Origin of the sequence: Brevibacillus ginsengisoli (assembly GCF_050113715.1) — a bacterium.
GTDB classification, from domain to species: domain Bacteria; phylum Bacillota; class Bacilli; order Brevibacillales; family Brevibacillaceae; genus Brevibacillus_H; species Brevibacillus_H ginsengisoli.
Genome location: NZ_JBNJQR010000005.1, coordinates 335,785 through 361,854 on the forward strand (window position 1 = coordinate 335,785; position 26,070 = coordinate 361,854).

Below are 26,070 nucleotides of genomic sequence, written 5' to 3' on the forward strand. Positions count from 1 at the left end.
GACTTCGGAGTTGATTCGCTGAACAAAAGGCTTACCAGTTCAGTAGGCGAATCCGGGATTGTCTCTCCGTTACCAAGAGTCAGGTTTACCGAGTAGACGTAATGTACTCGATGAACCCCAGAGAGAGTCAGTCCGACTAATTAGGGTGGCAACGCGGCCCCACGTCCCTTGAGATGTGGGGCTTTTTTGCGTTCTTATCAATTTTGGCCACGACTGTTACAGTGTTGAGAATGGTCAAGTCATAAAAAGGAGGTGGTCGCCTGTGAGCGATGGTTGGTGGTGGTTCTTGCAAGTTTTTAATTCTAATGATTTAACCAAAAGGAGAATGAACAATGACAGCAAATCAAAACGAACGAGTGCTTACGGGCGACCGCACGACGGGTAAATTACATTTAGGACATTATGTGGGGAGCTTGCAGAATCGCGTCAAGCTGCAGGATGAATACGAGACCTTCGTGCTTTTGGCAGATGTTCAGGCGTTAACCACACATTTTGAGCGACCGCAATTAATTCAGGATCATGTCAGACAGATCACGCTCGACTACTTGTCAGCCGGTATCGATCCAGACAAGGCCACGATTTTTATCCAATCCATGATTCCGGAGATTGCGGAATTGACGATATTTTTCTCGATGTTCGTCACGGTAAACTCCTTGCGTCACAATCCGACGATTAAATCGGAAGCGGCAGAGCGAGGCTATACCCAGATGAATTACGGATTTTTGGGATACCCGGTGAGTCAGGCAGCCGATATTGCGTTTTGCAAAGCCACATTGGTGCCTGTGGGAGAGGACCAGATTCCGCATATTGAACAGACTCGCAGAATTGTCCGCCGCTTCAACGAGCTGTATAAACCCATTCTTCTCGAGCCAAAAGCGCTGGTAGGTTCAGTCCCGCGACTCGTTGGATTGGATGGCAAAAGCAAAATGAGCAAAAGCTTGGGGAATAGCATTGAGCTGGACGCTACAGAGCAAGAAGTAACGGAGAAGATGATGAAGGCGGTGACCGATCCCGCGCGCATCCGTAAAAATGACCCCGGCCATCCCGAGGTTTGCGCTGTCTATTCCTATCATCAGGCGTTTAATGCTGAGCAATCGTCTGATATCTATCAAGCTTGCACAGCGGGGCAAATTGGTTGTGTGGAATGTAAGCGAAGGGCGGCAAGCAGTTTGAACAATTTGCTTGATCCCATGCGAGAAAGACGCCAAGCATATCTTGCCAATCCGAACAGAATTGATGAAATCCTCCAGGCGGGAACCATGAAGGCGCAAGCGGTGGCGAAAGAAACGATAAGTGAAGTGAGAGATGCCATCGGAATTCAATATTTTAAGTAATGCTGGATTGGAATTATTTAGTATAATTTTGGCAGGAGATGGTGTCATGATGGAAACTCGCCAGCTGGGCAGGACGGGACTTCAAGTCTCACCGCTGGGTTTTGGGGCAATGCATTTGCCGAAGCTTTCCCAAGCGGAAGCGAATCAATTGCTTCATTATGCGCTGGATCGCGGGATCAACTACATCGATACGGCTGCCAATTACGGGCAAGGTGACAGCGAGGAAAAGCTGGGTAAAGCGATTCGCGCAAGGCGATCCGAATACGTGTTGGCGACCAAAACCGCCAAACGATCCTACCAGGAAGCTCGTACCGAAATCGAAGCAAGCCTGCGCAGACTGCAAACAGATTACATCGATATCCTGCAAATCCATTATGTCAATTATATAGAAGAATATAAGCAAATCGTATCCGATGACGGAGCCATTCAGGCAGCCGAGGAATTGAAGCGGAAGGGTTATATAGGTCACATCGGAATTACAGGGCATCGTCCGGAGCTGTTAGCCAAATGGATTGAGCGTTATTCATTTGATACGGTGCTGTTTCATCTCAATTTGGCACAGCCTTTTTCGCGGCGTGATATAATTCCGGCAGCACAGCGTCTGGGAGTCGGAATGATTGCCATGAAGCCGCTTTCGGGAGGTTTTTTAGCTGATGTAACGCAAGCGATTCGGTATTCCTATGATTCACCTGCTCATGTTGTACTATCGGGAATGAAAAGTATCACAGACGTGGAAATGAATCTATCCGCATTCGAACGTGCGGTCGACCAAGAGGAGAGTTTGAGACTTCAACAGTTCGCACAGGGATTGGAAGAGCACGGATGCCGCCGCTGTAATTATTGCTCTTGTCCGTTGGGAATTCGCATCCCGGACACACTGATCCCTTCCCGTTACCGTGAGCGGTATGGGCTATTGGAGTGGGGGGAACAGCTTTGGCAACAATCCGCTTCCAAGTTTGCCTCGTGTCTGGACTATGAGCCTTGTCGGGAAAAACCGCTGTGTGAACAAGCTTGTCCGTATCAGTTGCCAATCCAACAAGAAATTGCCCGCGCAAACGGTCAGTAATCTCGTGAAGCAGGAGAGGATATAGAATGATCAAAGAGTGGAGTGGGGGTGTCTGATGGAGAAGGCAGACTGGCTTACCATTAGCTTGTGTGTGAATATCGTCGTGTTCCTTGGGGGCTTATACTTTATTGCCCGCAAGCGTGAAGCCAGGTTAGCGCTTTTGGCCAGACAATCCCTTGAGCGTCAACTAATCCCCTTGTGCGATCAGGATGGCTTCGAACAACCAATTTGGCAAGGACGAATTCATACGATTATTGCAGAGGATGAACGGCATGAGACACAGATGGATGTAATTGTATATCCTACTTCACTTTTTATCGGCTTTATCGATGACGGTTTTCCGTTTCTTACCCTTCCCGCTGAGCAAATTATACGAGTCGTAGGGGAGAAGGGCTGTGTTTCCGTCCTTTATCGTCGAGAGGATGGGCGTACCATTCGCTATCAGCTCCAGGGGCAGCAGTTGCGGGGAATAACGGAGAAAATTGAATTTATCCGCAAACGTGCCCAGGCCCGATAGTTGGACAAGGGGTGAAAAATTTTTCGCTGATTTTTTAAAATCTTATAGCTTAATTATTTAAATGTGTTATACTAATTACATCTTATCAAGCGAAGAGAAACCCAATCTTGGACAGTGGGGAAGGAGAACGTTTACATGGAAACGAAGACAGTAAAACAACTAGATGACGTGTTAACTATTGCACAAGTACATTATAACCTATCAGTTCCGCAGCTCGTAGAAAGCGCGACCAAACGCGGTGAAGGGATTTTAACTGATAAAGGTGCACTCAACACGTTAACTGGTAAGTTTACGGGTCGTTCACCAAAAGATAAATTCGTGGTAGATGAGGAATCTGTCCACGACAAAATTAACTGGGGACCGGTAAACCAACCGATTTCCGGAGATAAATTCGATCAATTATATGCGGAAGTAATGGAATACTTGGCACAAAAAGAACTCTATGTTTTTGACGGGTTTGCTGGGGCCGATTTGAAATATCGCTTGCCAATCCGCGTTGTAAATGAATACGCTTGGCATAACCTGTTTGTTCACCAATTGTTTATCCGTCCAACCAAGGAGGAGCTTGCGAACCATCAAGCAGAATTCACTGTAATCGCTGCTCCTGGTTTCAAAGCGAACCCAGAAGTACACGGAACTAACTCCGAAACCTTCATTATTACCAGCTTCGAGAAAAAGATTGTCTTGATCGGTGGTACAGAATATGCGGGCGAGATGAAGAAGTCAATCTTCAGCGTTATGAACTTCCTTTTGCCAGAACAACACGTTCTCTCTATGCACTGCTCTTCCAATATTGGAAAAGAAGGCGACGTTGCCTTGTTCTTCGGCCTCTCCGGCACAGGTAAAACCACGTTGTCCGCTGACCCGGACCGCTTCTTGATCGGGGACGACGAGCACGGTTGGTCTGATCATGGCGTATTCAATATTGAAGGTGGTTGCTACGCCAAATGCATCAAGCTTTCTGAAGAGGGCGAGCCGCAAATCTGGAAAGCAATCAATTTTGGTACCGTATTAGAAAACGTAGTAGTTGACGCGGATACTCGCAAAGCAGACTACGATAGCAATAAATACACGGAGAATACTCGCGCGGCCTATCCGGTGGAAATGATCCCGGGTGCTGTGATTCCAGGTGTTGGTGGACACCCTGACGTGATTATTTTCTTGACTGCGGACTCCTTTGGCGTAATTCCGCCAATCTCCAAGCTGTCTAAAGAACAGGCGATGTACCACTTCCTGTCCGGCTATACAAGTAAAATGGCAGGAACTGAGCGCGGTGTAACTGCTCCGCAAACCGAGTTCTCCACTTGCTTCGGTTCCCCGTTCTTGCCGCTTCGTCCAGTTGTCTATGCGGAAATGCTCGGCAAGAAAATCGATCAGCACAACGCACGCGTTTATTTGGTGAATACAGGCTGGACAGCTGGCCCAGTAGGCACTGGACATCGTATGAACCTCAAATATACTCGCGCTATGGTAACGGCTGCGTTGACTGGTGAGCTGGAGAGAGCCGAATTCGTTAACGATCCGGTATTCAACGTACAAGTGCCAACCTCTTGCCCAGGTGTGCCTGCTGAGGTACTTCTGCCGCGCAACACATGGAAAGATCAAAACGAATACGACAAGCAAGCGAATGAACTGGCAAGCCGTTTTGCTGAAAACTTCACGAAGAAGTTCCCAACTGCAACCGATATTGCAAAAGCGGGCCCAAACGTTAAGTAATAGAAGAGAATTTGTCTTTTAAGGTTTTGCCTTTGAAAGGGGAATGACTTTACGCTTGTAAAGTCATTCCCCTTTCTTCCATTTAACCGGAAAACACTTCATCCACTTGTAGCCTCCTTGGAAGTGATGCCCAGCGAACGAACGGAGAGAGGGAAGAAAAATCGCCACCCAACCCCGCAGGGGCGCGAAGCGTTTGGCGATTTCCCTTTCGTAGGGAGAGAGCGGACTTGCAAGCTCCTCTGCGAACTTCCACAGAGCATAAAGGGGATGAAGTGTTTTCCCTATTTACATTCTTATTTAGAACAAGTATAATCAATAAAAAAGTTGCTCTTGTGCAAAAAACTGTCGCATAAGCAAAAATATCGGAACAAAAGACTATACTTCTTCATATAATCTGGGGAAGGCATTTTTTTAAGATAAAAGTTGCGTTGACGCAACATAATTTGATGAATGCAAAGGAGGTAATCTTATGGCGAATGAAAACAGCATGTCGTTAGCGCAAGATCAAGGCTGGAGTAGTACATCGGAGCAGAAATCACTACAAGAAGCCTATCGCTCGTTGCGAGTTCCTAAAACAGGCTCATGGTTTCGTAAGTTTTTAGCGTTCGTTGGACCAGGTTACCTTGTTGCGGTAGGCTACATGGACCCCGGGAACTGGGCGACAGACATCGCTGGTGGCTCCCGGTTTGGCTATACCTTGTTATCCGTGGTTATGTTATCCAATCTGATGGCGATTCTGTTGCAGGCGTTAGCCGGCAAATTAGGGATTGTAACCGGGCGTGATCTGGCTCAAGCGTGTCGCGATCATTATAGCAAGCCGGTTTCTGTTGCTCTTTGGTTCTTATGTGAGTTAGCGATTGCTGCCTGCGACCTGGCAGAAGTGATTGGTACGGCAATTGCGCTCAATTTATTGTTTGGCATCCCGATCCTGTATGGAGTGATCTTAACAGCGTTTGACGTCATGGTCATTCTGCTTTTACAGAACAAAGGATTTCGGTATTTGGAGGCTTTTGTAATTGCTTTGATTGCGACTATCGCACTCTGTTTTGGTTTGGAGATGATCTTGTCCAAACCGGATATTGCTAGTGTTGCTTCTGGATTCATTCCGAGTGCAGAGATCATCAAGAATCCTGAGATGCTCTATATTGCCATTGGGATTTTAGGGGCAACAGTCATGCCCCATAACTTGTATCTGCATTCTTCTATTGTGCAGACTCGCCAATATGAGAACACAACGCTTGGCAAACGAGAAGCTATTCGTTATGCCACACTGGATTCCACCATTGCTTTGTTCTTTGCTCTTTTCATTAATGCGGCAATCCTCATTCTGTCAGCAGCCACGTTCAATCAGGCGGGTATGACGAATGTATCTGACATCGGTGAGGCGTACCATCTGATGACGCCTTTATTGGGAACGACGATGGGAAGCATTTTGTTTGGGGTAGCTCTATTGGCTGCCGGTCAGAACTCCACGCTGACAGGAACATTGGCAGGTCAGATTGTGATGGAAGGCTTCCTGAACATTCGCCTGAGTCCATGGGTGCGCCGCCTGATAACACGAATGGTGGCGATCGTCCCAGCCGTCATCGTTACGGCGTTGTACGGCGAAGCGGGAACGGCAGAACTATTAATATTAAGCCAGGTTATCCTGTCATTCCAGCTTTCGTTTGCGGTGATCCCACTTGTGCAGTTCACCAGTGATAAAGTGAAGATGCGCGAGTTCGTCAACCCTCGTTGGCTCACCGTACTATCCTGGATTGTGGCGATCATTATTGTTGGTTTGAATATTTACCTTCTATATCAAACGTTCTTTGGATAATAGGATAAATTCGCTTGCAAGAAGGTTGCCGCAAACTGGCAACCTTTGTTTTTGTTTTAGTAAATTCGGAATGATTAATCGCTTTACGGTAGTAAAGTAATTAATCATATTCATTCGCGCAAGCCCACCAAGAAAAGACGAAGCCTTTTCTAGTTGCTTCTGGCCATGTTGTGTGCTATTGTTTATGCGAATACAATAGGCTAATTGAGAATGCTTTGAGAATGACCTGTATTTTATACCAAACATCAAGCATGTAATTGGGGGAGATCGCACCTAACCTGAAGGGATTAAACGCGACTCAGGTGGGTGAAAACAGAAGGGGGACCTGTTATGTCAGTAGTGCAGCAACCAGTTTCAACACTCTCTTTGAAAGAGTGGGCAGTAGCCATTGAAGCTCTCGGAGAAGGCAAACAAATCATTACGGTTCGCAAAGGCGGTTTATATGAAGAAACGCGTGACTTCAAGTTGGAGCGCGATACTTTCTATTTATATCCGACTTATGAACATCAGAAGGCTGAAATGGTGAAGCCGGAGTTTCACTCAGATCTGGAAGCGACTCTGGTAAACTGGAGCCCGGAGAAAACCACGGTGGCGATCCGCTATTTCGCGCATATTACAGACGACGTGGAAGTATTGGATGAAGCCAAGATTCGCGCGCTTGCTCCATTCCACATCTGGACGGACAACTTTGCCGATGTACGCTTGCATTGGAAGAAGAAGAATCCGCTTCACATCCTGTTTGCGCGCGTCTACAAGCTTGAGAAACCACTTGAAATCACCATTGACGAATCATACAAGGGCTGCAAATCCTGGCATAACCTGCTGCAAGAGATTCCAAAGGATGGTTTCAAGCCTGTATTAACTGATGAAGAATATGTGACAAAACGTGAAGAAATTCTGAAGGTTCTTGCCTGATCCTGTTGGCCCAAGTTAGTGAAAATAGAGGATTTTCGCTAACCAAAAACACTTCAGTGGAATACTTATTAAACATAAATATTTAATTAATTCATTTATGTTTATATCGTTGATCTTTGATTAAAATTATTATAAGATAGTCATTGAGAATGGATTGAGAATGAAGCTCCAATCTTCTTCTATAAACTGTTAAAATACGAGTAACGGAGGAATGTTGCATGTCCGGCGTACCACATTTGCAAATAAACAATCTACGCGCAAGAATCGAAGAAAAAGAAATCCTTAAAGGATTGTCTCTTGAAATAAAGGGTGGCGAAGTACATGCCATCATGGGTCCTAACGGAACAGGTAAATCTACACTCGCTTCCACTTTGATGGGGCACCCGAAATATGAAGTAACGGAAGGGTCTGTTCTTTTGAACGGGGAAGACGTACTGGAAATGGCTGTGGATGAGCGCGCTCGCGCAGGTCTGTTCCTTGCTATGCAGTATCCTTCTGAAATCAGCGGGGTTACCAACTCTGACTTCTTGCGTTCCGCGATCAACGCTCGTCGTGAGGAAGGCAATGAGATTTCCTTGATGAAATTCATCCGTGAGATGGATAAACGCATGGAAACGTTGGAAATGGATCAATCGTTTGCACACCGTTACCTGAACGAAGGCTTCTCCGGCGGTGAGAAGAAGCGTAACGAGATTTTGCAAATGATGTTGATTCAACCGAATATCTGTATTCTCGATGAGATCGACTCCGGTCTTGACATCGACGCACTCAAAATCGTTGCAAAAGGCGTTAATGAAATGCGTGCGGCTGAGCGCGGTTTCTTGATTATCACTCACTATCAACGTTTGTTGAATTATATTAAACCTGATTTTGTGCATGTTATGATGCAAGGACGTATTGTGAAATCTGGCGGTACTGAGCTTGCGGAACGTTTGGAAGCTGAAGGTTACGATTGGATTAAAGAAGAACTCGGTATCGAAGACGAAACCGTTAACGCTGGCGTGTAGGGCGAAGGAGGTATTGAAACGATGAGTGTAGATACACAACTTCGCTTTGACCGCGAAGCAATCACTGCTTATTCTCAGGCTAATCAAGAGCCGGCTTGGTTCTTGGAAAAACGTCTTGCCGCTTTCGAGGCGCAACAGACGCTTCCATTGCCTGCGCTTGATAAAACTAAAATCGACAAATGGAACCTTGATCAGTTCGTGCCTTTTACGACTGAGTCTCAAGTGGCAAGCATCGCTGATTTGGACCAAGTGGTTCAAGAGCAGATCAATGCGGATCAAGCTCACAACCTGCTTGTTCAAAAGAACGCGTCCACTGTATACTACGAGGCTTCTAAAGAACTTACCGCTCAAGGTGTGATTTTTACCGATCTTGCTACCGCTCTTCGTGAGCATGGCGAATTGGTTCAGAAGTATTTTGGAGAGGCTGTTAAATCTGACGAGCATCGCTTGACCGCTCTTCATACAGCAGTCGTAAACGGCGGCGTATTCTTGTACGTGCCAAAAAATACAGAAGTAGAAGTTCCGCTTCAAGCCGTTTTCCAAGTGGCAAAAACGGACGGCCTTGTAAGCCCTCACGTTCTGATCGTGGCGGAAGCGAACAGCAAAGTCAGCTATGTGGATACGTATGTATCTTCCGAGGACAAAGCTATGGTGGCCAACAGCGTAGTGGAAGTATTCGTTGGTGCTGGTTCGCATGTGCAAGTAGCTTCTGTTCGTTCCCTCTCGACTGAGGTTCATGACTATATTTTCCGCCGCGCTATTGTTGAACGTGACGGGAAGATGGAATGGATTCTTGGTGAGATGAACGACGGCAACACAGTAGCGAATAATACCACTGTGTTAAAAGGAAATGGCTCAACAGCTGATACCAAGACCGTTACAATCGGTACAGGCAGCCAACGCCAGAACCTGACTTCTTCCGTTCAACACATCGGTACTCATTCCGAGTCCAGCATGTTGTCCAGAGCGGTTATGACTGATGAGTCTGTAGCGATCCTGAACGGAATTACGAAGATCGAGAAGGGCGCGGAAAAAGCAAACGGCGAGCAAGCGGAAAACATCTTGATGTTAAGCGAAAAAGCTCGTGGAGACGCAAACCCAATTCTTCTCATCGACGAAGATGACGTAAAAGCTGGTCACGCCGCATCGGTTGGCCGTGTAAGCGAAGAAAGCTTGTACTATCTGATGTCTCGTGGTATTGCCCGCAAAGAGGCAGAACGTCTCATCATCCTCGGTTTCCTCAACCCAGTGGTTGTGGCAATCCCGCTTGAAGAGGTGCGCAATCGACTCCGTCAAGCACTCGAAAGGAAGTTAGGGTAATGAATGCGAATGAGATACGCAAATACTTTCCTATCTTGAATCAGGAAGTCAATGGACACCCGTTAGTTTATCTTGATAGTGCAGCGACTTCCCAGAAACCAATTCAGGTCATCGAAGCAGTTGATAAGTACTACAAGGAGTACAATTCCAACGTGCATCGCGGTGTTCATACACTGGGCACTCGCGCAACCGATGGCTATGAAGGAGCGCGTGAAAAGGTCCGCAAGTTTATCAACGCCAAAGAAACGGCTGAGATTGTGTTCACTCGTGGAGCCACAAGCGCATTTAACCTGGTTGCAATGGGCTATGTCCGCAAGTTTTTGCGTGAGGGTGATGAGATTGTCACCACTTTGGTGGAGCACCACAGCAATTTCATTCCTTGGCAGCAAGCGGCAAAAGCGACAGGTGCTACCTTCAAGTTCATTGAGCTTGAGGTAGACGGTACGGTTTCGCTTGAGTCTGTGAAGCAAGCCATCACCCCGAATACTAAATTCGTTGCTATTCATCATATATCCAATGTTTTAGGTGATACGACACCGATTAAAGAAATTGCCGAGATCGCTCATCAACATGGCGCTGTTCTGCTGGTTGACGGCGCGCAGTCTGCTCCACACATCAAAGTGGATGTACAAGATCTGGATTGCGATTTCTATGCGTTCTCCAGCCACAAAATGTGCGGTCCAACAGGCGTAGGTGTCTTGTATGGCAAACGTGAACTGTTGGAGCAAACCGATCCAGTAGAGTTTGGCGGCGAGATGATCGATTTTGTAGAATTGTACGACTCTACATGGAAGGAGCTCCCTTGGAAGTTTGAAGGGGGAACTCCCATTATCGCTGGGGCGATTGGGCTCGGTGCAGCGATCGATTTCCTCGAAGAAATTGGGATGGATGAGATTGCGAAGCACGACCAAGAGCTTACCCATTATGCGATGGAACAGATGCAATTGATTGAAGGATTGACAGTCTACGGTCCAACTTTGGACCGTACAGGACTGATTACTTTTAACTTGAGTGATGTACATCCACATGACTTGGCTACGGTTCTCGATAGCCACGGAATTGCTGTACGCGCTGGTCACCATTGCGCGCAGCCGCTGATGCGTTGGTTGCAAGTATCAGCTACTGCTCGTGCCAGCTTCTATTTATACAACAACGAAGAAGACGTGGATCGCTTAATCGCCGGGTTGAAAAAGACAAAGGAGTATTTCGGAAATGTCTTCTCTTGATGATTTATACCGCCGCGTGATTATGGATCATTATCAAAAGCCAAGAAATAAAGGCCAGCTTGATGAGTCAAAAGGACTCGTCATCAAGCTAAACAATCCAACTTGTGGAGACAGTATCTCCTTGTCACTTCAGGTGGAGAATGGCATTGTTGTGGATGCGAAGTACCTTGGGGAAGGTTGCTCCATTAGTATGTCTTCCGCCTCCATGATGACAGAAGCTGTCAAAGGAATGTCTGTTGAGGAAGCGTTGAAGCTCTCGGAGAATTTCTCCTGTATGATGCAGGGCAAGGATATTGACGAATCTATTGATTTGGGTGACATTGAAGCTCTTTCTGGTGTTTCCAAGTTCCCGGCTCGGATCAAATGCGCAACATTGGCCTGGAAAGCCCTCGAACAAGGCATCAAGCAGGCAGAACAGTAAACGAAAGACAAGGAGTGAACAAAAATGGCAAAGAAAGCCCCTGAGATACAGGATTATCAATATGGTTTTCACGACCCGGATGTGTCTGTCTTTCGGACGAAAAAAGGGTTAACTCGAGAGATCGTGGAAGAGATCTCCCGCATTAAGGGCGAACCAGCTTGGATGCTGGAATTCCGTCTGAAAGCTTTAGAAATTTTTTATCGCATGCCGATGCCAAAATGGGGCGGCGATTTGGATAGCCTTGATTTCGACAGCATCACTTACTACGTGAAGCCTTCCGAGAAGCAAGGACGCAGCTGGGATGAGGTTCCTGAAGAAATCAAAGCGACGTTTGATAAATTGGGGATTCCAGAAGCGGAGCAGAAGTTCCTCGCAGGGGTATCTGCTCAGTACGAATCTGAGGTAGTTTACCACAACATGCAGGAAGACCTGGAGAAACTGGGCGTTCTCTTCTGCGACATGGATTCCGCAGTGAAGCTTTATCCAGAGATCGTGAAAGAATACTTCTCTACAGTCATCCCTCCAGCAGACAACAAGTTTGCGGCATTGAACTCTGCGGTATGGTCCGGTGGCTCCTTCATTTACGTGCCAAAAGGCGTAAAAGTAGATACTCCATTGCAAGCCTACTTCCGCATCAACTCCGAAAACATGGGTCAATTCGAGCGTACGCTGATCATCGCGGATGAAGACAGCTTCGTGCACTATGTAGAGGGCTGTACAGCTCCAATCTACAGCACAGACTCCCTGCACTCTGCGGTTGTTGAGATCATTATCAAAGAACGTGCTCGCTGCCGTTACACCACTGTCCAAAACTGGTCCAACAACGTATACAACCTCGTTACGAAGCGTGCGGTTGCTTACGCGGACGCGAACATGGAGTGGATTGACGGTAACATCGGTTCCAAGCTGACTATGAAATATCCTGCGGTTATCATGAAAGGACCTCGTGCCAAAGGTACTGTTCTTTCCATCGCGGTAGCAGGTAAAGGACAGCATCAAGACGCGGGTGCCAAAATGGTTCACCTTGCTCCTGATTGCACATCCACTATCGTATCCAAATCCATCTCTCGTGAAGGCGGAAAAGTAACCTATCGCGGTCTGTCCCACTTCGGACGCAAAGCGGAAGGTTCCAAGTCCAACATCAAGTGCGATACCTTGATCCTGGATAAACTCTCCACCTCCGATACGATCCCGTACAACGAGATCTTAAACGACAACATCACGTTGGAGCACGAGGCAACGGTTTCCAAGGTTTCCGAAGACCAACTCTTCTACCTGATGAGCCGTGGCTTGTCTGAAGCTGAAGCGACAGAAATGATCGTCATGGGCTTCATTGAGCCATTCACCAAAGAGCTTCCAATGGAATATGCGGTTGAGATGAATCGTCTGATTAAGTTTGAGATGGAAGGTTCTATCGGATAATTATTATTAAATGAACCACTTTCGCTAAGTTGTGCGGAAGTGGTTTTTTAGTGTCTGGAAGGCTGGAGTGAATCACAGGAATGCGAGCCTGTTACCAGAAAAACGAATAATTCACTGGAAAGTGTTTGATAATACAGGAGAACTGATTAAGTTGGGGGGCGGCTCCTGGTGCAAACATGGATTCAGAATTATGATCCACTCGGCAATCTTGCCCTATCGGCTTTGGTGGCGTTAATCCCCATCGCCTTTTTCTTTCTCGCTTTGACAGTCTTGAAGATGAAGGGAAATACGGCCGCTCTCATTACGGTTTGTATTGCTTTTGTGATTGCATTGTTCGTGTACCGAATGCCGCTGGTCAAAGTAGTTGCATCAACTGGCTATGGGATCGCCTATGGGATTTGGCCGATCAGCTGGATTGTCATCTGCTCAGTTCTCTTGTATAAACTATCTGTAAAGACGGGTAGCTTTGAGCTCATTCGTTCCTCCATCATTTCGATTTCGAATGATCAACGCATGCAGCTCTTATTAATCGGATATTCATTTAACGCCTTCTTGGAAGGAGCGGCAGGCTTTGGGGCACCGATTGCTATTTCCGCCTCGCTTTTGACTGGATTGGGCTTCAATCCTTTACTGGCAGCCGCTTTATGTCTGATTGCTAACTCCGCTTCAGGAGCATTCGGAGCTTTAGGGATTCCGGTGATTGTAGCGGGACAGGTCTCCCAGATCGATAAACTCACGCTTTCACAGATGTTAGGCATTCAGCTGCCCATCATCTCTTTCTTGGTTCCATTCCTATTGATTTTCATTATGGATGGGGTAAAAGGGATACGAGAAACTTTTCCGGCATTAGTTGTCTCAGGAGGGACTTACGCGATTTCACAGTTTCTCGTCATTTATTTTCTCGGACCCGAATTGGCGAATATCATCTCATCACTGGTGAGTTTAGGGGCGTTAGCTTTCTTTCTGCGCTCCTGGCACCCCAAACGAATTTTTCGGTATGAGGAAGCTGCTGCGTCAACGAGAGAGGAGCACAAGATTACAGTAGGGGATACGATAAAAGGATGGGCTCCTTTCTATATCCTCACCATCATCGTATTTGTCTGGAGCTCAAAATGGTTTCAGGGTCTTTTCGCGAAGGGAGGGCCACTGGAGTATTTCCTTTACAACATCCCAGTACCTTCTTTGGATAAATTGGTGTTAAAATCGCCACCTGTGAGTAATGCCATCACTCCTTATGCGGCCGTATTTAAATTTGATCTATTATCGGCAACAGGAACCGCCATTCTAGTGTCGGTCATCTTAACGATGGTGTTATTCCGCGTCAGATTGCGAACGGGTATCGCTCTTTTACAGGAGACACTTGTGGAATTCTGGAGACCGCTTATTACGATTTGTTTAGTATTGGCTTTTGCGTACATCGCCAACTATTCCGGGTTATCTTCCACTCTTGGACTAGCTTTATCCAAGACAGGTCGACTCTTCCCGTTCTTCTCACCGGTTCTTGGCTGGATCGGCGTGTTCTTAACGGGTTCCGTTGTATCCAACAATGCGCTGTTTGGCAATTTACAAGTAGTAACCGGACAACAAATCGGCATATCACCCGTTCTACTGGTTGCGGCGAATACATCGGGGGGCGTGATGGCCAAGATGCTGTCTCCGCAGTCGATTGCCATTGCGGCCGCTGCTGTAGGGCTTATTGGTCAAGAATCCAAGTTGTTTAGTTTTACTGTAAAATACAGCTTCGCATTTCTCTTGGTTGTTGCGGTCATGACGTATGGATTGGCGTTCGTGATTCCGGGGTTTATTCCATAGAGATTCCAGTGAAATGAGAAACACTTCCATTCTGTATTAATGGAAGTGTTTTTTTTGTAGGGGGGATGCCTATTCAACCTTGGCTCATTTTCAATCGATTGAAAGTAATGAAATAGTAAAATCATAGATTAATAGAATGTTCACAATTTGTCCAATTTGAAATCATTTACATTAAATATAAATTATTGTATTATTTCAATATATTTACAAATTAGTAAACAGGAGGGTTCATATGAAAAAAGTAGTTGCAAGTCTATTAGGTTTAGCTTTAGTAGCAGGATTATCAGGTGGCGCAATGGCTCAAGAGGTTAATAAAGTACCTAATAAAACTGTTACGATCAATGGAATAACTTACACTGATGAGAGAGAACCTAATGATACGGAAGCTACAGCAGATAGCTACACCGAAGGAAATGTTATTCGTGGTGAATTACCACAGGGTGATTTTCAAGATTACTTTACATTTACTGCAAAAAATTCTGGTACCTATCGTATGAAAATGCAACCAGCCGTTTCCTCCAATACATACGAGTTATGGATCAAAAAACCAGGTTCATCGTATTTTAAAAAGGTTCAATCTCAAGCTGATGTTACCCTTGAAAATGGACAAGTGTACATCCTTCGTGTCTTGCCTGTTTATCAAAACTATACTTACTCACAAGCATACACAGCATCTGTAAGCTTTGTTCAATAAAAGGAAATCAACAACTATTTTAAGCTGGAATGTAATTTGATAACTCTCTTCTAATAGCGTCATAGTTTAAATAAGGACCCGAGAAATTGACACTTGGATAAAGGTGGTCAATTCCCGGGTCTTTTACTCTTATTTCTTTAAGCTAGCGAAACTGCGGCTGCTGTATCAGCCTGTATTCAACTAACGATCGCGGGCCAGTCTAAAACTGTATTATCCCTTCACACTAACAAATGCTTTGATAAATGTTTATTCCCCGAATTATAGTGAGGGAGTTGACATAAAATTAAATTGATGAATAAATAAAACACCTTGTAAAAATGAACAAACCATGCTATACTAAAAATCCATTGAGCAATCAAATGGACAGGTGTCCGAGTGGCCGAAGGAGCACGATTGGAAATCGTGTAGGCGGGGTTGACCCGTCTCGTGGGTTCAAATCCCACCCTGTCCGCCATTCATCTAATAAAACTTGGACTATGGCGGTCGTGGCGAAGTGGTTAACGCATCGGATTGTGGCTCCGACACTCGTGGGTTCGATTCCCATCGATCGCCCCATTATTGAATAGGCCGGTATGGCGGAATTGGCAGACGCGCGCGACTCAAAATCGTGAGGGAAACCGTGGGGGTTCAAGTCCCTCTACCGGCACCATCTCATACATGATACACTCTACCCAGACAGGTAGGGTGTTTTTTGCGTTTCCGGATTAGATGGAGGTAACTGAAATGGAATACAAGTATGAATTGGTCAAAACGGATCAGGATTTACCTATAAAAATCATTTACCATACCACAGGTAAACAAAGGGTGATACCAAGGCATTGGCATGAAAGCATAGAAATTTCATATGTGCTTTTCGGCAGAATCGATAAAATTTATATCGACGGAAAAGAATATACTTCCAAGCAGGGCGATATTGTCTTAATTAATTCGAATGCGATCCATTCTTTTTCAGTCAATCTGGAGAAAGATCGAAAGACGGTTACGATTCTAATCCCCTATGAATTCATAAAAGCGAACGATACGGATCATGATCACTTTGAATTTGATTGCATCTCCATTAACGAGCAAGATGAACAGAGAGAAATGTTGTTTCAACAGTTGCGTGAAAATTTAAACTCCATAGTAAGCGCGTTCATAGAGAAAGAAAATGACCCTCTGGCATCCATAAAAATAACAGGCTTGTCTTATGAATTAATCTATCTCTTATTAAAAAACTTTAAGATTAACAAAAATGGCAGTGGACTCATTAAAACAAAAAAATATTTAGACCGCTTAACTTTGATTACCAATTTTATAAAAGATAACTATAATCAAAATTTATCCATTGATTTAATTTCAGCCCAATTTAATTTATCCTCCGAGTATCTTTCACGTTTATTTACCAAATACATAGGAATGACTGTGCTTACTTATATCAATACGATTCGTCTTGAAAAATCGTATCCTGATTTGATGAACACAGATCGCCCTATCATACAAATAGCATTAGAGCACGGTTTTCCAAATGAAAAGTCGTATCATCGAGTTTTTAAGGCTGTCTACAAAATCACACCCAATCAATATAGAAAAGGGCAAAGAGCAACGGATGTAACAGAGAAGATGTCAGGATTTGACTTTAAATAAGCTAATAAAAGACATGATTTAGCGGGTGCTTTTTTTGATAATGAAGATGTAAACGCTTTAACTTTGGAAATGATCCAAAGTAAAGGAGGATTAGATAGAGAAATTAGGTAGACATGCTTCCAATAAAACATCGTTAGCATGAAGGGGTAGGGGAAAATGATAAAAAGTATAAAAAAACACGTAAAAACGGCAATGATATGTACCTTAGCTGCAACTTTGGCGCTTCCTTTCAGCATGAGTGCAGCTGCTGAGCAAGTTCAGAAGCAATCTGCATCGTATAGGACGATTACAGAAGTCGCAGATTGGGGAGCGGTAATTACCAAGGTCATCGTCGACCTAGGCAAGCCAGTACCGAAGAATTCCGTAACTACAGATACTTTTAAAGTACATGTTGTAAGGAATGACAAAAGGTTAAGCGATCCATTTATAGAGGAAGGGGATCGAAAAGTTACAAAAGCTTATGTTGCTGATAAAAACGGGAAACCTGCTTCTAAAACAGGAAGATATGCCGTTCTGGAAATGGAGATTGGACCAACTGTCTCCTTAGGTTCTGCAATTAACTATGATATGGATGGCACTGGATATAATGACTGGAATGAAAATAAGTATACGATTACGCAACAAAAAGGCATTGAGACTAGCGATGGAATAATTTCAGGATTAGTGGTTGATACATTTGCGGGAGGATCGCGAGTGCTTGTCGATCAATTTACAACTGGAAAAGCAACCAACGATGATATTACCTTAACCTATGCAAACTTTACCCCAGCAAAAGACAACAAGAAGAATCCATTAATTATCTGGTTACATGGCATGGGAGAAGGTGGCACTGATCCAACGATACCGATTTCCGGAAATAAGGCAGTCAACTTCGCTTCCAAGGATATTCAGTCTTATTTTGGTGGAGCCTATGTTTTAGCACCTCAGACCCCAACATTTTGGATGGATGGTTTTACAGGGTTTGGGGATGGTACTTCAAAATATGAGCGTTCACTTATGACATTAATTAAAAATTATGTTTCCCAAAACAAAGATATTGATCTAAATCGAATTTACATCGGTGGAGACTCCAACGGTGGCTATATGACCATGTTGTTGATTCGTGATAACCCCAAATACTTCGCCGCTGCATTCCCAACATGTGAACCTTTAAAGGATGAACTAATTAGTGATGCAGATATTCAGAAAATGAAAAAAATGCCGATATGGTTCACTGCCGCCAAAACAGATCCGGTAGTGCCTCCAAATGACTATGTCGTTCCAACCTATAATCGTTTAATCAAAGCGGGAGCAAAAAATGTTCAATTATCCTTATTTGATAACGTGCATGATACTTCCGGCTTGTACAAAAATGAAGATGACACACCTTATGAATACAATGGGCACTGGTCTTGGATTTATGTGTACAACAACGAATGTACAGCAAAAATTAAGGGCAAAACAACAACCATTATGGAATGGCTGGCTGGCCAGTCTCTAAAAAAATAGCTTCTTCTACCGGCACTATCTCATACATGATGCACTCTACCCAGGCAGGTAGGGTGTTTTCTTTTGTACATACACCCAATCCATATCGGAAAGGGTTAAGAGCAGCGGATTTAACAAAGAAGATGTCAAGATTTGACTATAAATAAGCTAGTAAAAGACATGATTTAGCAGGTGTTTTTTTAAATAATAAACATGTAAACGTTTTAATTTTGGGAATTAACCAAATGAAAGGAGGATTCGATAGGGAAATCAGACAAGCGTGGTTTCAATTGAACACTGTACGTATGAAGGGGGTAGAGAAAAATGATCAAGAGTATGAAAAAACACGTAAAAACGGCAATGCTATGTACTTTAGCTGCGGCAATGGTGCTTCCTTTCAGCATGAGTGCATCGGCTGGGCAAGTTAAGCCGCAACCAACATCTTATCGGACGATTATAGAAGTTAAAGATTGGGGAGCAGTAATTTCAAAAGTAATAGTTGATTTAGGCAGGCCTGTACCGACGAATTCTGTAACAACAGATACGTTCAAAGTACATGTTGTAAGGACTGACAAAAGGTTAACCAATCCTTTTTTAAAGGAGGGAGATCGAAAAGTTACCAAAGCTTACGTCAGTGATAAAAACGGGAATCCTGCTGTCAAGACAGGAAACTATGTAGTACTTGAAATGCAGATTGGCCCAACTGTATCCTTGGGTTCAGCAATTAACTATGATGCAAAAGGCTCAGAACTTAATGCATGGAATGATAATAAGTATACCATTACGCAGCAAAAAGATATTAAGACTAGTTCGGGGAAAATATCAGGATTAGTTGTTCATACATTCGGGGGGGAAACACGAGAACTTGTCAATCAATTTACAACTGGAAAAGCAACCAATGATAACGTTACCTTAACATATGCAAGCTATACCCCAGCAAAAGACAACAAAAAGAATCCATTAATTATCTGGTTACATGGCAGTGGTGAAGGCGGCACTGATCCAACGATACCGATTTCCGCCAATAAAGTGGTCAACTTCGCCTCTAAGGATATTCAAGCTTATTTTGGTGGAGCCTATGTATTAGCGCCTCAGACACCAACTTTTTGGATGGATGGTTTTGCAGGGTTTGGGGATGGTACTTCAAAGGATGAGCGTTCCCTTATGTCATTGATTAATAATTATGTTGCCAATAACAAAGATATTGATCCAAATCGAATTTACATCGGTGGAGACTCCAACGGTGGTTATATGACCATGCTGATGATTCGCGATTACCCAAATTACTTCGCAGCGGCATTACCAACCTGTGAAGCTTTAAAGGATACACTAATTCGTGAAGAAGATATTCAGAAAATGAAAAACATCCCGATATGGTTCACTGCTGCCAAAACAGATAATGTAGTACCTCCAAATGACTACGTAGTTCCAACGTATAATCGATTAGTCAAAGCAGGAGCAAAAAATGTTCAATTATCTTTATTTGATAATGTGCATGATACTACAGGCTTGTATAAAAAAGAAGATGGCACGCCATACGAATACCATGGACATTGGTCGTGGATTTATGTATACAACAACGAGTGTATTGCAAAAATTAACGGCAAAACAACAACCATGATGGAATGGCTGGCTGCTCAGTCATTAAAAAAATAGCTCCCTCTTCCGACACAAACGCATACATGATACACTCTACCCAAGCAGGTAGGGTGTATTTTTATTAGTCGCTAGAGGCTTAGGCATAGCTGAGTTTTCGGATAGGAGGAAGCTCGTCATGGATCAGATACGTGTGAGAGTCACTGTCGTTGTGCAGCATCAGGAGAGTATCCTGCTCATCAAAGAAAAATCAGGTCAACAGGTACAATACAGTCTGCCGGGTGGTGGAATCGAATTTCAGGAAAGCATTGCCGATGCTGTAAGAAGGGAAGTCTGGGAAGAGACTGGACTCTTGGTCGAGTATGCTAAACTTTTGTGGCTTGATGAGAGAATTCACGGAGAAGAAGGCAAACACACGATTGGAGTTGGAGTCCTCGCGAAACTGATCGGGGAAGAGACGGCTCCTATCCCAGGTGGAGTAGAAGATGAGGAGATTGTCTGGGCCGGTTGGGTCAAGCTGGAGGAATTCAAGCATTGGCCGCTCGATAATCCGCAACGGCGGGATCAGGTCATGAAGGCGTTGACAGACCCGAGCTATCTGGCAGCATACATTGGGAATGTGTTTACCGAGTAGAGAGGAAAATTGAAAAGGGAAACGATAGACAGCGGGGGCAAGCTAAACTGCCTCCGTTTTTATTTGGTTAATTGACAAAGAGAATCATTATCAATTAGAATGTGATTATTCGATTCAGACTTGATCACTTTCAAATATACGATCCATACATAAGAAAGGAGCGGCAATTCATATGGCTTCCTTGCTCATTGTAGGAGCTGACCATTTGGGGAATATTACGGAGAAACTGACGGACTACGGATTTGACGATGTCCAGCATATTACCGGCAGAAAAACTCAATCGGTCAAGAAAGCAATCTCAGAGGATACGGATCTCATTCTTGTTTTGACCGATTACGTCAATCATAATTTGTCCAAAGTCATTAAGCAAAAAGCGAAAGAACAATCTTTACCGATTTGCTTTGCCAAACGATCTTGGTGCTCTATCCAGCAAGTCATTTGTGAACATCGAGAAGAGTGTATGGCGGCCCAAAGCTGCATGAAATTCCAGTCGCGGTCATCTTAACGGATGGCCTTTTTTTCATCGTCAATTTCTGGATACAATAGAAGGAAATAAAGCTTGGGAAAGAAGGTGATCGATTGGGCGCAGCCAGAGGATTGATTGTGGAAGGAATACCGGGTAGCGGCAAGACGAGTACGATTCGGCAACTGCAAAAGCTTCCGGAATTTGGTCAGCGAGAATCAACTTCGTTCCTGTTATTTGGAGAAGAGATAACACAACGGACATTGGAGCTTCGAAACAGGGAGGGGTTACTGTCGGTTGACGATCATGAGAGTCTTCTGGGTGAATTGCTGTTTCCCTTAGAACAGCAACAAAAACGATTTGCCGAGCGGGGCTGGAACGGGGAAGAGAAGGACCTTCAGTTTCTCTTTTTGTTCGAGCGATTTCATCTGACCCACGCTACGTATTATTCCGATCTTGCCGGATGGAACTATCAACCGATTGAGGAACGGCTCTCGAATCTTTCGGCCAAGGGTTGTCTGCTTGTCATGAGTCCAGAAGTGATGCAGGAGCGTATTATCGATTCCAGGCCTTTTACAAGGTGGCGCAACTATATTGCACGATATGGAGATACCAATCAGGCGATCATCGAGCATTACGTACGGCAACAGGAGGCGCTGCTTCGGGAGGTTAAGCGGTCTCTTTTAGACTGGCTGGTAGTGGATACGACGCAAGCCAATTGGTCGTTGGTGGCCTCCGAGCTATGGAAGTATTGGAATCGGTAGCCCATTACAGGTTTGTACAACCAGACAAAAGAGCGTACACTAAAGAGAAAGAAAAGGAAGGAAGATGAGTATGTCGGGACATCTTTTTCATATGGAAGCGGAGTGGCAAGGAGGACGATTAAGTACGGGAGCAATAAAAGGCGAAGGTTTGCAAGCAAGCATTTCCGTACCCGCCGAATTGGGAGGACCTGGCCAAGGAACCAATCCTGAAGAACTGTTGATCAGCTCTGCCATGACCTGTTATACGATTACGCTTGCGGCGATTTTGGAGAAACGCAAGATTCCGTTTCAATCACTTACTGTTCGTTCCGAAGGTAAGCTGACAGTGGAAGAGGGGAATCTAGGCTTCCGTGAAATCATTCATCGTCCCATTATTCGTCTAATGGAACAGTCGGAGGAAATCAGACAGAATGCCAATCATGCGGCACATCGGGCGGAACAGGTCTGCATGATTTCCAAAGCGATTCGAGGAAATGTAGAAATCAAGGTGGAGCCTACCATTGAATTCGTATCCCAAGGATAAGATTTTCCTTACCCAGAAGTGAATTCGTTGATTTTACATAATCGTGTAGGCTTTGGAAATGAAGCGTCCATTTATCAATTGGTATGCTAGAACTTCCGGATTCTCCGGGTGCTGAAGCGAAGCGATCCAGTAGCCCAAGGTGGGATAATGCCAGCCAGCCAAATCAGCGGATGAGGGGATGGCAGGTGAAGTGGGGTGTGTATGAAACACGCCGATCCATTGTAAGCCGGCCTCTTGAATTCGCCGCAAGGAAGCAAGCAATGTTGGGCCGCTCCAGGCAAAGGTATGGAGGGACGCTTCCGATTGAGGTGCAGGAAGGTGCATCGTCGCAATAGAATGATGTCCTGCCAAAAGAGCAGAATATTCATGTGGGAAGGCAGCTTGACCCTCAATCAAAAGGCGATGAAGCACTTGTGAGTCGATTTGTAAAGGGGACGTTTCGCTTGTAAAGGGGTTTCCAATCAGTTGATCAAACATATCGAATTCCTTTCATGTGAGGATAAGCTGTATGAGCAAAAACATTTCGATCGGCCTATGCGGATGGGGAGATCATCATGATCTTTACCTGTCCGGCGTGCGGGCCAAAGATAAGCTGGCTGTGTATGCCAGTCATTTTCCTATCGTGGAAGTCGATAGTTCGTTCTATGCTATCTTACCACAAAAGAATTATGAATCATGGGCGCGTGAAACACCTGACTCCTTTCGTTTTATCGTGAAGCCTCATCAGGTTATGACCGGCCATCAGCGGGATCATCAAGAGGGATTCACGCGGGAAGAGGCGTTTCGCCTGTTTGAGGCCAGTATTCAACCGCTTGTGGGGTGCAATAAGCTCAAAATGATCTTGTTCCAGTTCCCGCCTTGGTTTGATTGCACCCGTGAGAATGTCTCCTACATTCGTCATGTCGTACATACAATGTCTCGTTATCCCCTTGCCGTTGAATTCAGGCATCGCAGCTGGTTTGACGAGCCTTTTCGTGAGAGAACCCTGAATTTTTTGCAAGAGCTGGGTGTTATTCACGTTGTCTGTGATGAGCCGCAGGTTGGGCAAGGCTGTGTTCCGATCGTTGCGGCGACGACTTCGCCGAAGCTCTGTCTGGTTCGCTTTCATGGTCGGAATGTATCTGGATGGCGAGACCCTGGACAGGGGCAGAATTGGCGGGACGTTCGTTACTTGTATCAATATAGCCAATCGGAGCTAGTGGAATGGAAGCCACGAATTGAAACGCTGGCCCAACAAACAGAGGAAGTATGTGTGCTGTTCAACAATAATTCCGGCGGGCATGCAGCGGCTAACGCGAAACAATTAATGAAGCTTTTGGGTGTGGAGCCGGCAGGTCTGAATCCACAGCAGATTGAGCTTTTCTAATGAATGGAAGGGATTATTAGCTCCTGGAGCAGGAAGAGGAAGTCATAATGATTGGATTACCCATATTGTTTCTTCTGATCGGATGTATCGCTGGAATCATTGGAAGTCTTGTCGGAATTGGCGGCGGGATGTTCTTTGTCCCCGCGCTGCTGTTTTTTGCGAATCAGCATGAAGCCGGTTCGATGAGTCCCTCGATGGCTACGGGAACATCCCTATTGGTTATCGTCATTACGGCCTTGTCCTCTACGCTTGCTTTTTTAAAGCAGAAAAAAGTGGACACCGAAACCGCGTGGCTGTTTTTCTGGGGGAGTGCTCCCGGCTCCATTGCCGGAGTATATTTGAATAAAGTGCTGCATCCGCAATCCTTTTACTTGTTGTTTGGACTTTTCCAGATTTGCATGTTTATGCTCATGATGGTCAAAGACAAATTAAAGCCGAGAACCATCAGCTGGGACGTTCACCGGACCTATACCGATCCGGAGGGAGTCACTCATGAGTATGGCTACAAGCGATGGGTGGCCATTGTTGTCGCCTTCTTTGTTGGCGTAACTTCTTCGTTGTTTGGCGTAGGGGGAGGGGTCTTGCTCGTTCCGGCGATGATTGTGTTGTTTCGGTTTCCGCCTCATCTGGCAACCGCCACGTCGATGTTCGTCATCTTTTTATCGGCCATCGTCGGCAGTACGACCAATTTGTTGAATCATCAAATTCATTGGCTATATGCGCTGATGCTTGCTCCTGGCGCGTGGATTGGCGGTAAATACGGGGCCATATTGGCTCAACGAATAAAAGGAAAAACATTGGTGCTACTGCTCCGCCTGTTGATTTTGGGAATCGCCATCCAAATGATAGCGAAAGCCTTTATGACGTAAACTTACTAGATAGAAAACAAGATCGAGGGAGGGAGTTCGTTTGTCGCAAACCTGTACATTGCATCTTTTACATACCAATGACATCCACAGTCGTTTTGAGAAAATGGCGCAGGTAGCCAGCTGTTTACTGGAAAAACGCCAGTTGTGGGAGTCACGTGGAGAGTATGTGCTTACCGTCGATATTGGCGATCATACAGACCGGATGCGAATGAAGACAGAAGCAACCTGGGGACAGGCGAATATCAAAGTCCTGAATCAAAGCGGTTATCAGTATGTGACGATCGGAAATAATGAAGGAATTACGTTCCCCAAAGAGGTGCTGGATCGTCTGTACGATCAAGCGGAGTTTACGGTGATACTCAGCAATCTGCTGGACCACGAACAGAATCAGTTACCGAAGTGGGCCGTACCTTATGCGATACATACTTGTAATGATCTTCGTGTTGCGCTGCTAGGGGTGACTGTTCCTTTCGCCAGTTTTTATGAACAGTTGGGATGGGTGGCCAAAGATCCGATTCCCATCCTGAGAGAACAGGTCAATCAGCTTCGTTCACAGGTAGATGTGATTGTTGTTTTATCTCATTTGGGCTATCCCGCAGATAAAAAGGTGGCAGAGCAAATTGAGGGGATCGACGTGATTCTGGGAGCGCATACGCATCGTCTGCTTCTGGAAGGAGAACGAGTTAATCAGACCTGGATCGCGCAGGTTGGCATGCTGGGGGAATATGTAGGTCACGTTAGTCTGACAATTGGGAAGGATCAGCAAGGCTGCAAGCTGACCGGGTTCGTTGAGGCGTTTCCCACCAGTGAATTCGCTCCTGATCCGCGGGTTGCCCAGTTGATTGAAGCGGAACAAGCAGCAGCTGATCAAATCTTGTCAGAAGTCGTTACCGAATTGCCCCAGGACTTAGCGATTGACTGGGAGCAGGAGACGGCGTTCGGGTCGTTTCTAGCCGCGAGTATTCGTCAGTGGACGCAGGCTGAGGTTGGCTTGGCTAATGGGGGTCTACTGCTTCATTCCCTTTCACAAGGAAAGATAACCAGAAAAGACTTGCTCGAATGCTTGCCTCATCCGATAAACCCATGTGTGGTTCAGATCAGCGGTCAGGAGTTATGGCAGGTGTTGGAGATGTCCCTGCAACCCGACATTATTCACAAGGAAATCAGGGGATTCGGCTTTCGCGGCAAGATGATGGGCTGGATGGGAATCGATAATGTTCAGGTTTATTACCAAGATTCGAACCATCCGGTAATTGAACGTATAGAGGTTGGCACAGAAGAGCTTGATTTGGCGCGGATGTATAGGATTGGAACGGTCGACATGTATGTGTTCAATCGAATGTTCCCGCAAATTTCCGATAGTCACGAGCATTCCTTTTTCCTTCCGGAGGTCCTTCGAGAGGTGTTGGCGCAAACAATCAGCAACCATGAACGGATCAGGCTAAGTGAAACCAGACGTTGGATACGTGTGTAAGGATATTGATCCATACTGCTTG

At 45.3% G+C, this 26,070-nt stretch carries 24 protein-coding genes, 3 tRNA genes and 1 other annotated feature (1 of these 28 only partly in view); of the genes, 26 read left to right on the forward strand and 1 reads right to left on the reverse strand.

Annotated elements, in window-relative coordinates:
- Positions 1-172, forward strand: a binding site (T-box leader); it begins 91 nt to the left of the window's first position.
- Between the two features lie 160 nt (positions 173-332).
- The 23 genes from trpS to ACQCN2_RS13035 all read left to right on the forward strand — a co-directional run bounded on the left by trpS (position 333) and on the right by ACQCN2_RS13035 (position 22,339).
- Positions 333-1,334 carry a tryptophan--tRNA ligase gene (trpS, locus tag ACQCN2_RS12925; RefSeq protein WP_426929328.1) on the forward strand — a complete coding sequence of 334 codons (1,002 nt, stop codon included), beginning with the start codon at positions 333-335 and terminating at the stop codon, positions 1,332-1,334.
- A gap of 46 nt (positions 1,335-1,380) precedes the next feature.
- Positions 1,381-2,400: an aldo/keto reductase gene (locus ACQCN2_RS12930; RefSeq protein WP_426929329.1), complete on the forward strand. Its 1,020-nt coding sequence runs from the start codon at positions 1,381-1,383 to the stop codon at positions 2,398-2,400.
- 55 nt (positions 2,401-2,455) lie between these two features.
- Positions 2,456-2,917, forward strand: a complete 462-nt coding sequence (locus tag ACQCN2_RS12935; RefSeq protein ID WP_426929330.1) for a hypothetical protein — start codon at positions 2,456-2,458, stop codon at positions 2,915-2,917.
- Positions 2,918-3,052: 135 nt separating this feature from the next.
- Positions 3,053-4,633 carry a phosphoenolpyruvate carboxykinase (ATP) gene (gene pckA / locus ACQCN2_RS12940; protein WP_426929331.1) on the forward strand — a complete coding sequence of 527 codons (1,581 nt, stop codon included), beginning with the start codon at positions 3,053-3,055 and terminating at the stop codon, positions 4,631-4,633.
- A 469-nt stretch (positions 4,634-5,102) separates the two neighbouring features.
- A complete protein-coding gene (locus ACQCN2_RS12945; protein ID WP_426929332.1) occupies positions 5,103-6,452 on the forward strand; it encodes an Nramp family divalent metal transporter in 1,350 nt (449 codons plus the stop codon).
- A 330-nt stretch (positions 6,453-6,782) separates the two neighbouring features.
- Positions 6,783-7,367 carry a DUF1802 family protein gene (locus tag ACQCN2_RS12950; protein ID WP_426929333.1) on the forward strand — a complete coding sequence of 195 codons (585 nt, stop codon included), beginning with the start codon at positions 6,783-6,785 and terminating at the stop codon, positions 7,365-7,367.
- Positions 7,368-7,585: 218 nt separating this feature from the next.
- Entirely contained in the window at positions 7,586-8,374 is a 789-nt protein-coding gene (gene sufC / locus ACQCN2_RS12955) for a Fe-S cluster assembly ATPase SufC (RefSeq protein WP_426929334.1), read from the forward strand.
- A 21-nt stretch (positions 8,375-8,395) separates the two neighbouring features.
- Positions 8,396-9,694: a Fe-S cluster assembly protein SufD gene (gene sufD / locus ACQCN2_RS12960; RefSeq protein ID WP_426929335.1), complete on the forward strand. Its 1,299-nt coding sequence runs from the start codon at positions 8,396-8,398 to the stop codon at positions 9,692-9,694.
- A complete protein-coding gene (locus tag ACQCN2_RS12965; RefSeq protein WP_426929336.1) occupies positions 9,694-10,920 on the forward strand; it encodes a cysteine desulfurase in 1,227 nt (408 codons plus the stop codon). Before sufD ends, ACQCN2_RS12965 begins: the two co-directional genes overlap by 1 nt.
- A complete protein-coding gene (gene sufU / locus ACQCN2_RS12970; RefSeq protein WP_426929337.1) occupies positions 10,907-11,341 on the forward strand; it encodes a Fe-S cluster assembly sulfur transfer protein SufU in 435 nt (144 codons plus the stop codon). Before ACQCN2_RS12965 ends, sufU begins: the two co-directional genes overlap by 14 nt.
- 24 nt (positions 11,342-11,365) lie before the next feature.
- Positions 11,366-12,763, forward strand: a complete 1,398-nt coding sequence (sufB, locus tag ACQCN2_RS12975; protein ID WP_426929338.1) for a Fe-S cluster assembly protein SufB — start codon at positions 11,366-11,368, stop codon at positions 12,761-12,763.
- Between the two features lie 168 nt (positions 12,764-12,931).
- Complete coding sequence (locus ACQCN2_RS12980) at positions 12,932-14,575, forward strand: lactate permease LctP family transporter (RefSeq protein WP_426929339.1); 1,644 nt, start codon at positions 12,932-12,934, stop codon at positions 14,573-14,575.
- Positions 14,576-14,807: 232 nt separating this feature from the next.
- Positions 14,808-15,269: a hypothetical protein gene (locus ACQCN2_RS12985; RefSeq protein WP_426929340.1), complete on the forward strand. Its 462-nt coding sequence runs from the start codon at positions 14,808-14,810 to the stop codon at positions 15,267-15,269.
- 361 nt (positions 15,270-15,630) lie between these two features.
- Positions 15,631-15,723: transfer RNA gene (locus ACQCN2_RS12990), tRNA-Ser, on the forward strand.
- A 25-nt stretch (positions 15,724-15,748) separates the two neighbouring features.
- Positions 15,749-15,824, forward strand: a tRNA-His gene (locus tag ACQCN2_RS12995).
- Positions 15,825-15,835: 11 nt separating this feature from the next.
- Positions 15,836-15,918, forward strand: a tRNA-Leu gene (locus ACQCN2_RS13000).
- A gap of 74 nt (positions 15,919-15,992) precedes the next feature.
- A complete protein-coding gene (locus tag ACQCN2_RS13005; protein ID WP_426929341.1) occupies positions 15,993-16,892 on the forward strand; it encodes an AraC family transcriptional regulator in 900 nt (299 codons plus the stop codon).
- Positions 16,893-17,048: 156 nt separating this feature from the next.
- Entirely contained in the window at positions 17,049-18,380 is a 1,332-nt protein-coding gene (locus ACQCN2_RS13010; protein ID WP_426929342.1) for a prolyl oligopeptidase family serine peptidase, read from the forward strand.
- Between the two features lie 303 nt (positions 18,381-18,683).
- Positions 18,684-20,015, forward strand: coding sequence for a prolyl oligopeptidase family serine peptidase (locus tag ACQCN2_RS13015; protein WP_426929343.1), 1,332 nt, complete (start codon positions 18,684-18,686; stop codon positions 20,013-20,015).
- 118 nt (positions 20,016-20,133) lie between these two features.
- Positions 20,134-20,589 (forward strand): NUDIX domain-containing protein, encoded by a 456-nt coding sequence (locus ACQCN2_RS13020; protein WP_426929344.1) that lies wholly within the window; start codon positions 20,134-20,136, stop codon positions 20,587-20,589.
- 172 nt (positions 20,590-20,761) lie between these two features.
- Positions 20,762-21,094: a DUF2325 domain-containing protein gene (locus tag ACQCN2_RS13025; protein WP_426929345.1), complete on the forward strand. Its 333-nt coding sequence runs from the start codon at positions 20,762-20,764 to the stop codon at positions 21,092-21,094.
- Positions 21,095-21,168: 74 nt separating this feature from the next.
- Positions 21,169-21,816, forward strand: coding sequence for a hypothetical protein (locus ACQCN2_RS13030; RefSeq protein ID WP_426929346.1), 648 nt, complete (start codon positions 21,169-21,171; stop codon positions 21,814-21,816).
- A gap of 70 nt (positions 21,817-21,886) precedes the next feature.
- Positions 21,887-22,339, forward strand: a complete 453-nt coding sequence (locus ACQCN2_RS13035) for an OsmC family protein (protein WP_426929347.1) — start codon at positions 21,887-21,889, stop codon at positions 22,337-22,339.
- Between the two features lie 33 nt (positions 22,340-22,372).
- Here the strand turns inward: ACQCN2_RS13035 and ACQCN2_RS13040 are convergent, their stop codons facing one another.
- On the reverse strand, positions 22,373-22,816 hold the full coding sequence (locus tag ACQCN2_RS13040; RefSeq protein WP_426929348.1) for a M67 family metallopeptidase: 444 nt from the start codon (positions 22,814-22,816) through the stop codon (positions 22,373-22,375).
- Between the two features lie 31 nt (positions 22,817-22,847).
- On the opposite strand from ACQCN2_RS13040, the gene ACQCN2_RS13045 reads away from it, so the two are divergent.
- Genes ACQCN2_RS13045 through ACQCN2_RS13055 form a run of 3 tightly spaced genes read left to right on the forward strand, consistent with a single transcriptional unit; the run spans position 22,848 to position 26,048 of the window.
- Positions 22,848-23,705 (forward strand): DUF72 domain-containing protein, encoded by an 858-nt coding sequence (locus tag ACQCN2_RS13045; protein ID WP_426929349.1) that lies wholly within the window; start codon positions 22,848-22,850, stop codon positions 23,703-23,705.
- A gap of 44 nt (positions 23,706-23,749) precedes the next feature.
- A complete protein-coding gene (locus ACQCN2_RS13050) occupies positions 23,750-24,574 on the forward strand; it encodes a sulfite exporter TauE/SafE family protein (RefSeq protein ID WP_426929413.1) in 825 nt (274 codons plus the stop codon).
- Positions 24,575-24,614: 40 nt separating this feature from the next.
- Positions 24,615-26,048 carry a bifunctional metallophosphatase/5'-nucleotidase gene (locus tag ACQCN2_RS13055; protein ID WP_426929350.1) on the forward strand — a complete coding sequence of 478 codons (1,434 nt, stop codon included), beginning with the start codon at positions 24,615-24,617 and terminating at the stop codon, positions 26,046-26,048.
- Positions 26,049-26,070 lie beyond the last annotated feature (22 nt).

What these genes read in the sequence shown, in the direction of transcription:
- ACQCN2_RS13025 (WP_426929345.1), top strand. Translation starts at nt 20,762, where the DNA reads ATGGCTTCCTTGCTCATTGTAGGAGCTGACCATTTGGGGAATATTACG.
- ACQCN2_RS12930 (WP_426929329.1), top strand. Translation starts at nt 1,381, where the DNA reads ATGATGGAAACTCGCCAGCTGGGCAGGACGGGACTTCAAGTCTCACCG.
- ACQCN2_RS12935 (WP_426929330.1), top strand. Translation starts at nt 2,456, where the DNA reads ATGGAGAAGGCAGACTGGCTTACCATTAGCTTGTGTGTGAATATCGTC.
- ACQCN2_RS13010 (WP_426929342.1), top strand. Translation starts at nt 17,049, where the DNA reads ATGATAAAAAGTATAAAAAAACACGTAAAAACGGCAATGATATGTACC.
- ACQCN2_RS13020 (WP_426929344.1), top strand. Translation starts at nt 20,134, where the DNA reads ATGGATCAGATACGTGTGAGAGTCACTGTCGTTGTGCAGCATCAGGAG.
- ACQCN2_RS13045 (WP_426929349.1), top strand. Translation starts at nt 22,848, where the DNA reads ATGAGCAAAAACATTTCGATCGGCCTATGCGGATGGGGAGATCATCAT.
- ACQCN2_RS12945 (WP_426929332.1), top strand. Translation starts at nt 5,103, where the DNA reads ATGGCGAATGAAAACAGCATGTCGTTAGCGCAAGATCAAGGCTGGAGT.
- ACQCN2_RS12950 (WP_426929333.1), top strand. Translation starts at nt 6,783, where the DNA reads ATGTCAGTAGTGCAGCAACCAGTTTCAACACTCTCTTTGAAAGAGTGG.
- sufD (WP_426929335.1), top strand. Translation starts at nt 8,396, where the DNA reads ATGAGTGTAGATACACAACTTCGCTTTGACCGCGAAGCAATCACTGCT.
- sufB (WP_426929338.1), top strand. Translation starts at nt 11,366, where the DNA reads ATGGCAAAGAAAGCCCCTGAGATACAGGATTATCAATATGGTTTTCAC.
- sufC (WP_426929334.1), top strand. Translation starts at nt 7,586, where the DNA reads ATGTCCGGCGTACCACATTTGCAAATAAACAATCTACGCGCAAGAATC.
- sufU (WP_426929337.1), top strand. Translation starts at nt 10,907, where the DNA reads ATGTCTTCTCTTGATGATTTATACCGCCGCGTGATTATGGATCATTAT.
- pckA (WP_426929331.1), top strand. Translation starts at nt 3,053, where the DNA reads ATGGAAACGAAGACAGTAAAACAACTAGATGACGTGTTAACTATTGCA.
- trpS (WP_426929328.1), top strand. Translation starts at nt 333, where the DNA reads ATGACAGCAAATCAAAACGAACGAGTGCTTACGGGCGACCGCACGACG.
- ACQCN2_RS13005 (WP_426929341.1), top strand. Translation starts at nt 15,993, where the DNA reads ATGGAATACAAGTATGAATTGGTCAAAACGGATCAGGATTTACCTATA.
- ACQCN2_RS13035 (WP_426929347.1), top strand. Translation starts at nt 21,887, where the DNA reads ATGTCGGGACATCTTTTTCATATGGAAGCGGAGTGGCAAGGAGGACGA.
- ACQCN2_RS13015 (WP_426929343.1), top strand. Translation starts at nt 18,684, where the DNA reads ATGATCAAGAGTATGAAAAAACACGTAAAAACGGCAATGCTATGTACT.
- ACQCN2_RS12985 (WP_426929340.1), top strand. Translation starts at nt 14,808, where the DNA reads ATGAAAAAAGTAGTTGCAAGTCTATTAGGTTTAGCTTTAGTAGCAGGA.
- ACQCN2_RS13040 (WP_426929348.1), bottom strand. Translation starts at nt 22,816, where the DNA reads ATGTTTGATCAACTGATTGGAAACCCCTTTACAAGCGAAACGTCCCCT.
- ACQCN2_RS12965 (WP_426929336.1), top strand. Translation starts at nt 9,694, where the DNA reads ATGAATGCGAATGAGATACGCAAATACTTTCCTATCTTGAATCAGGAA.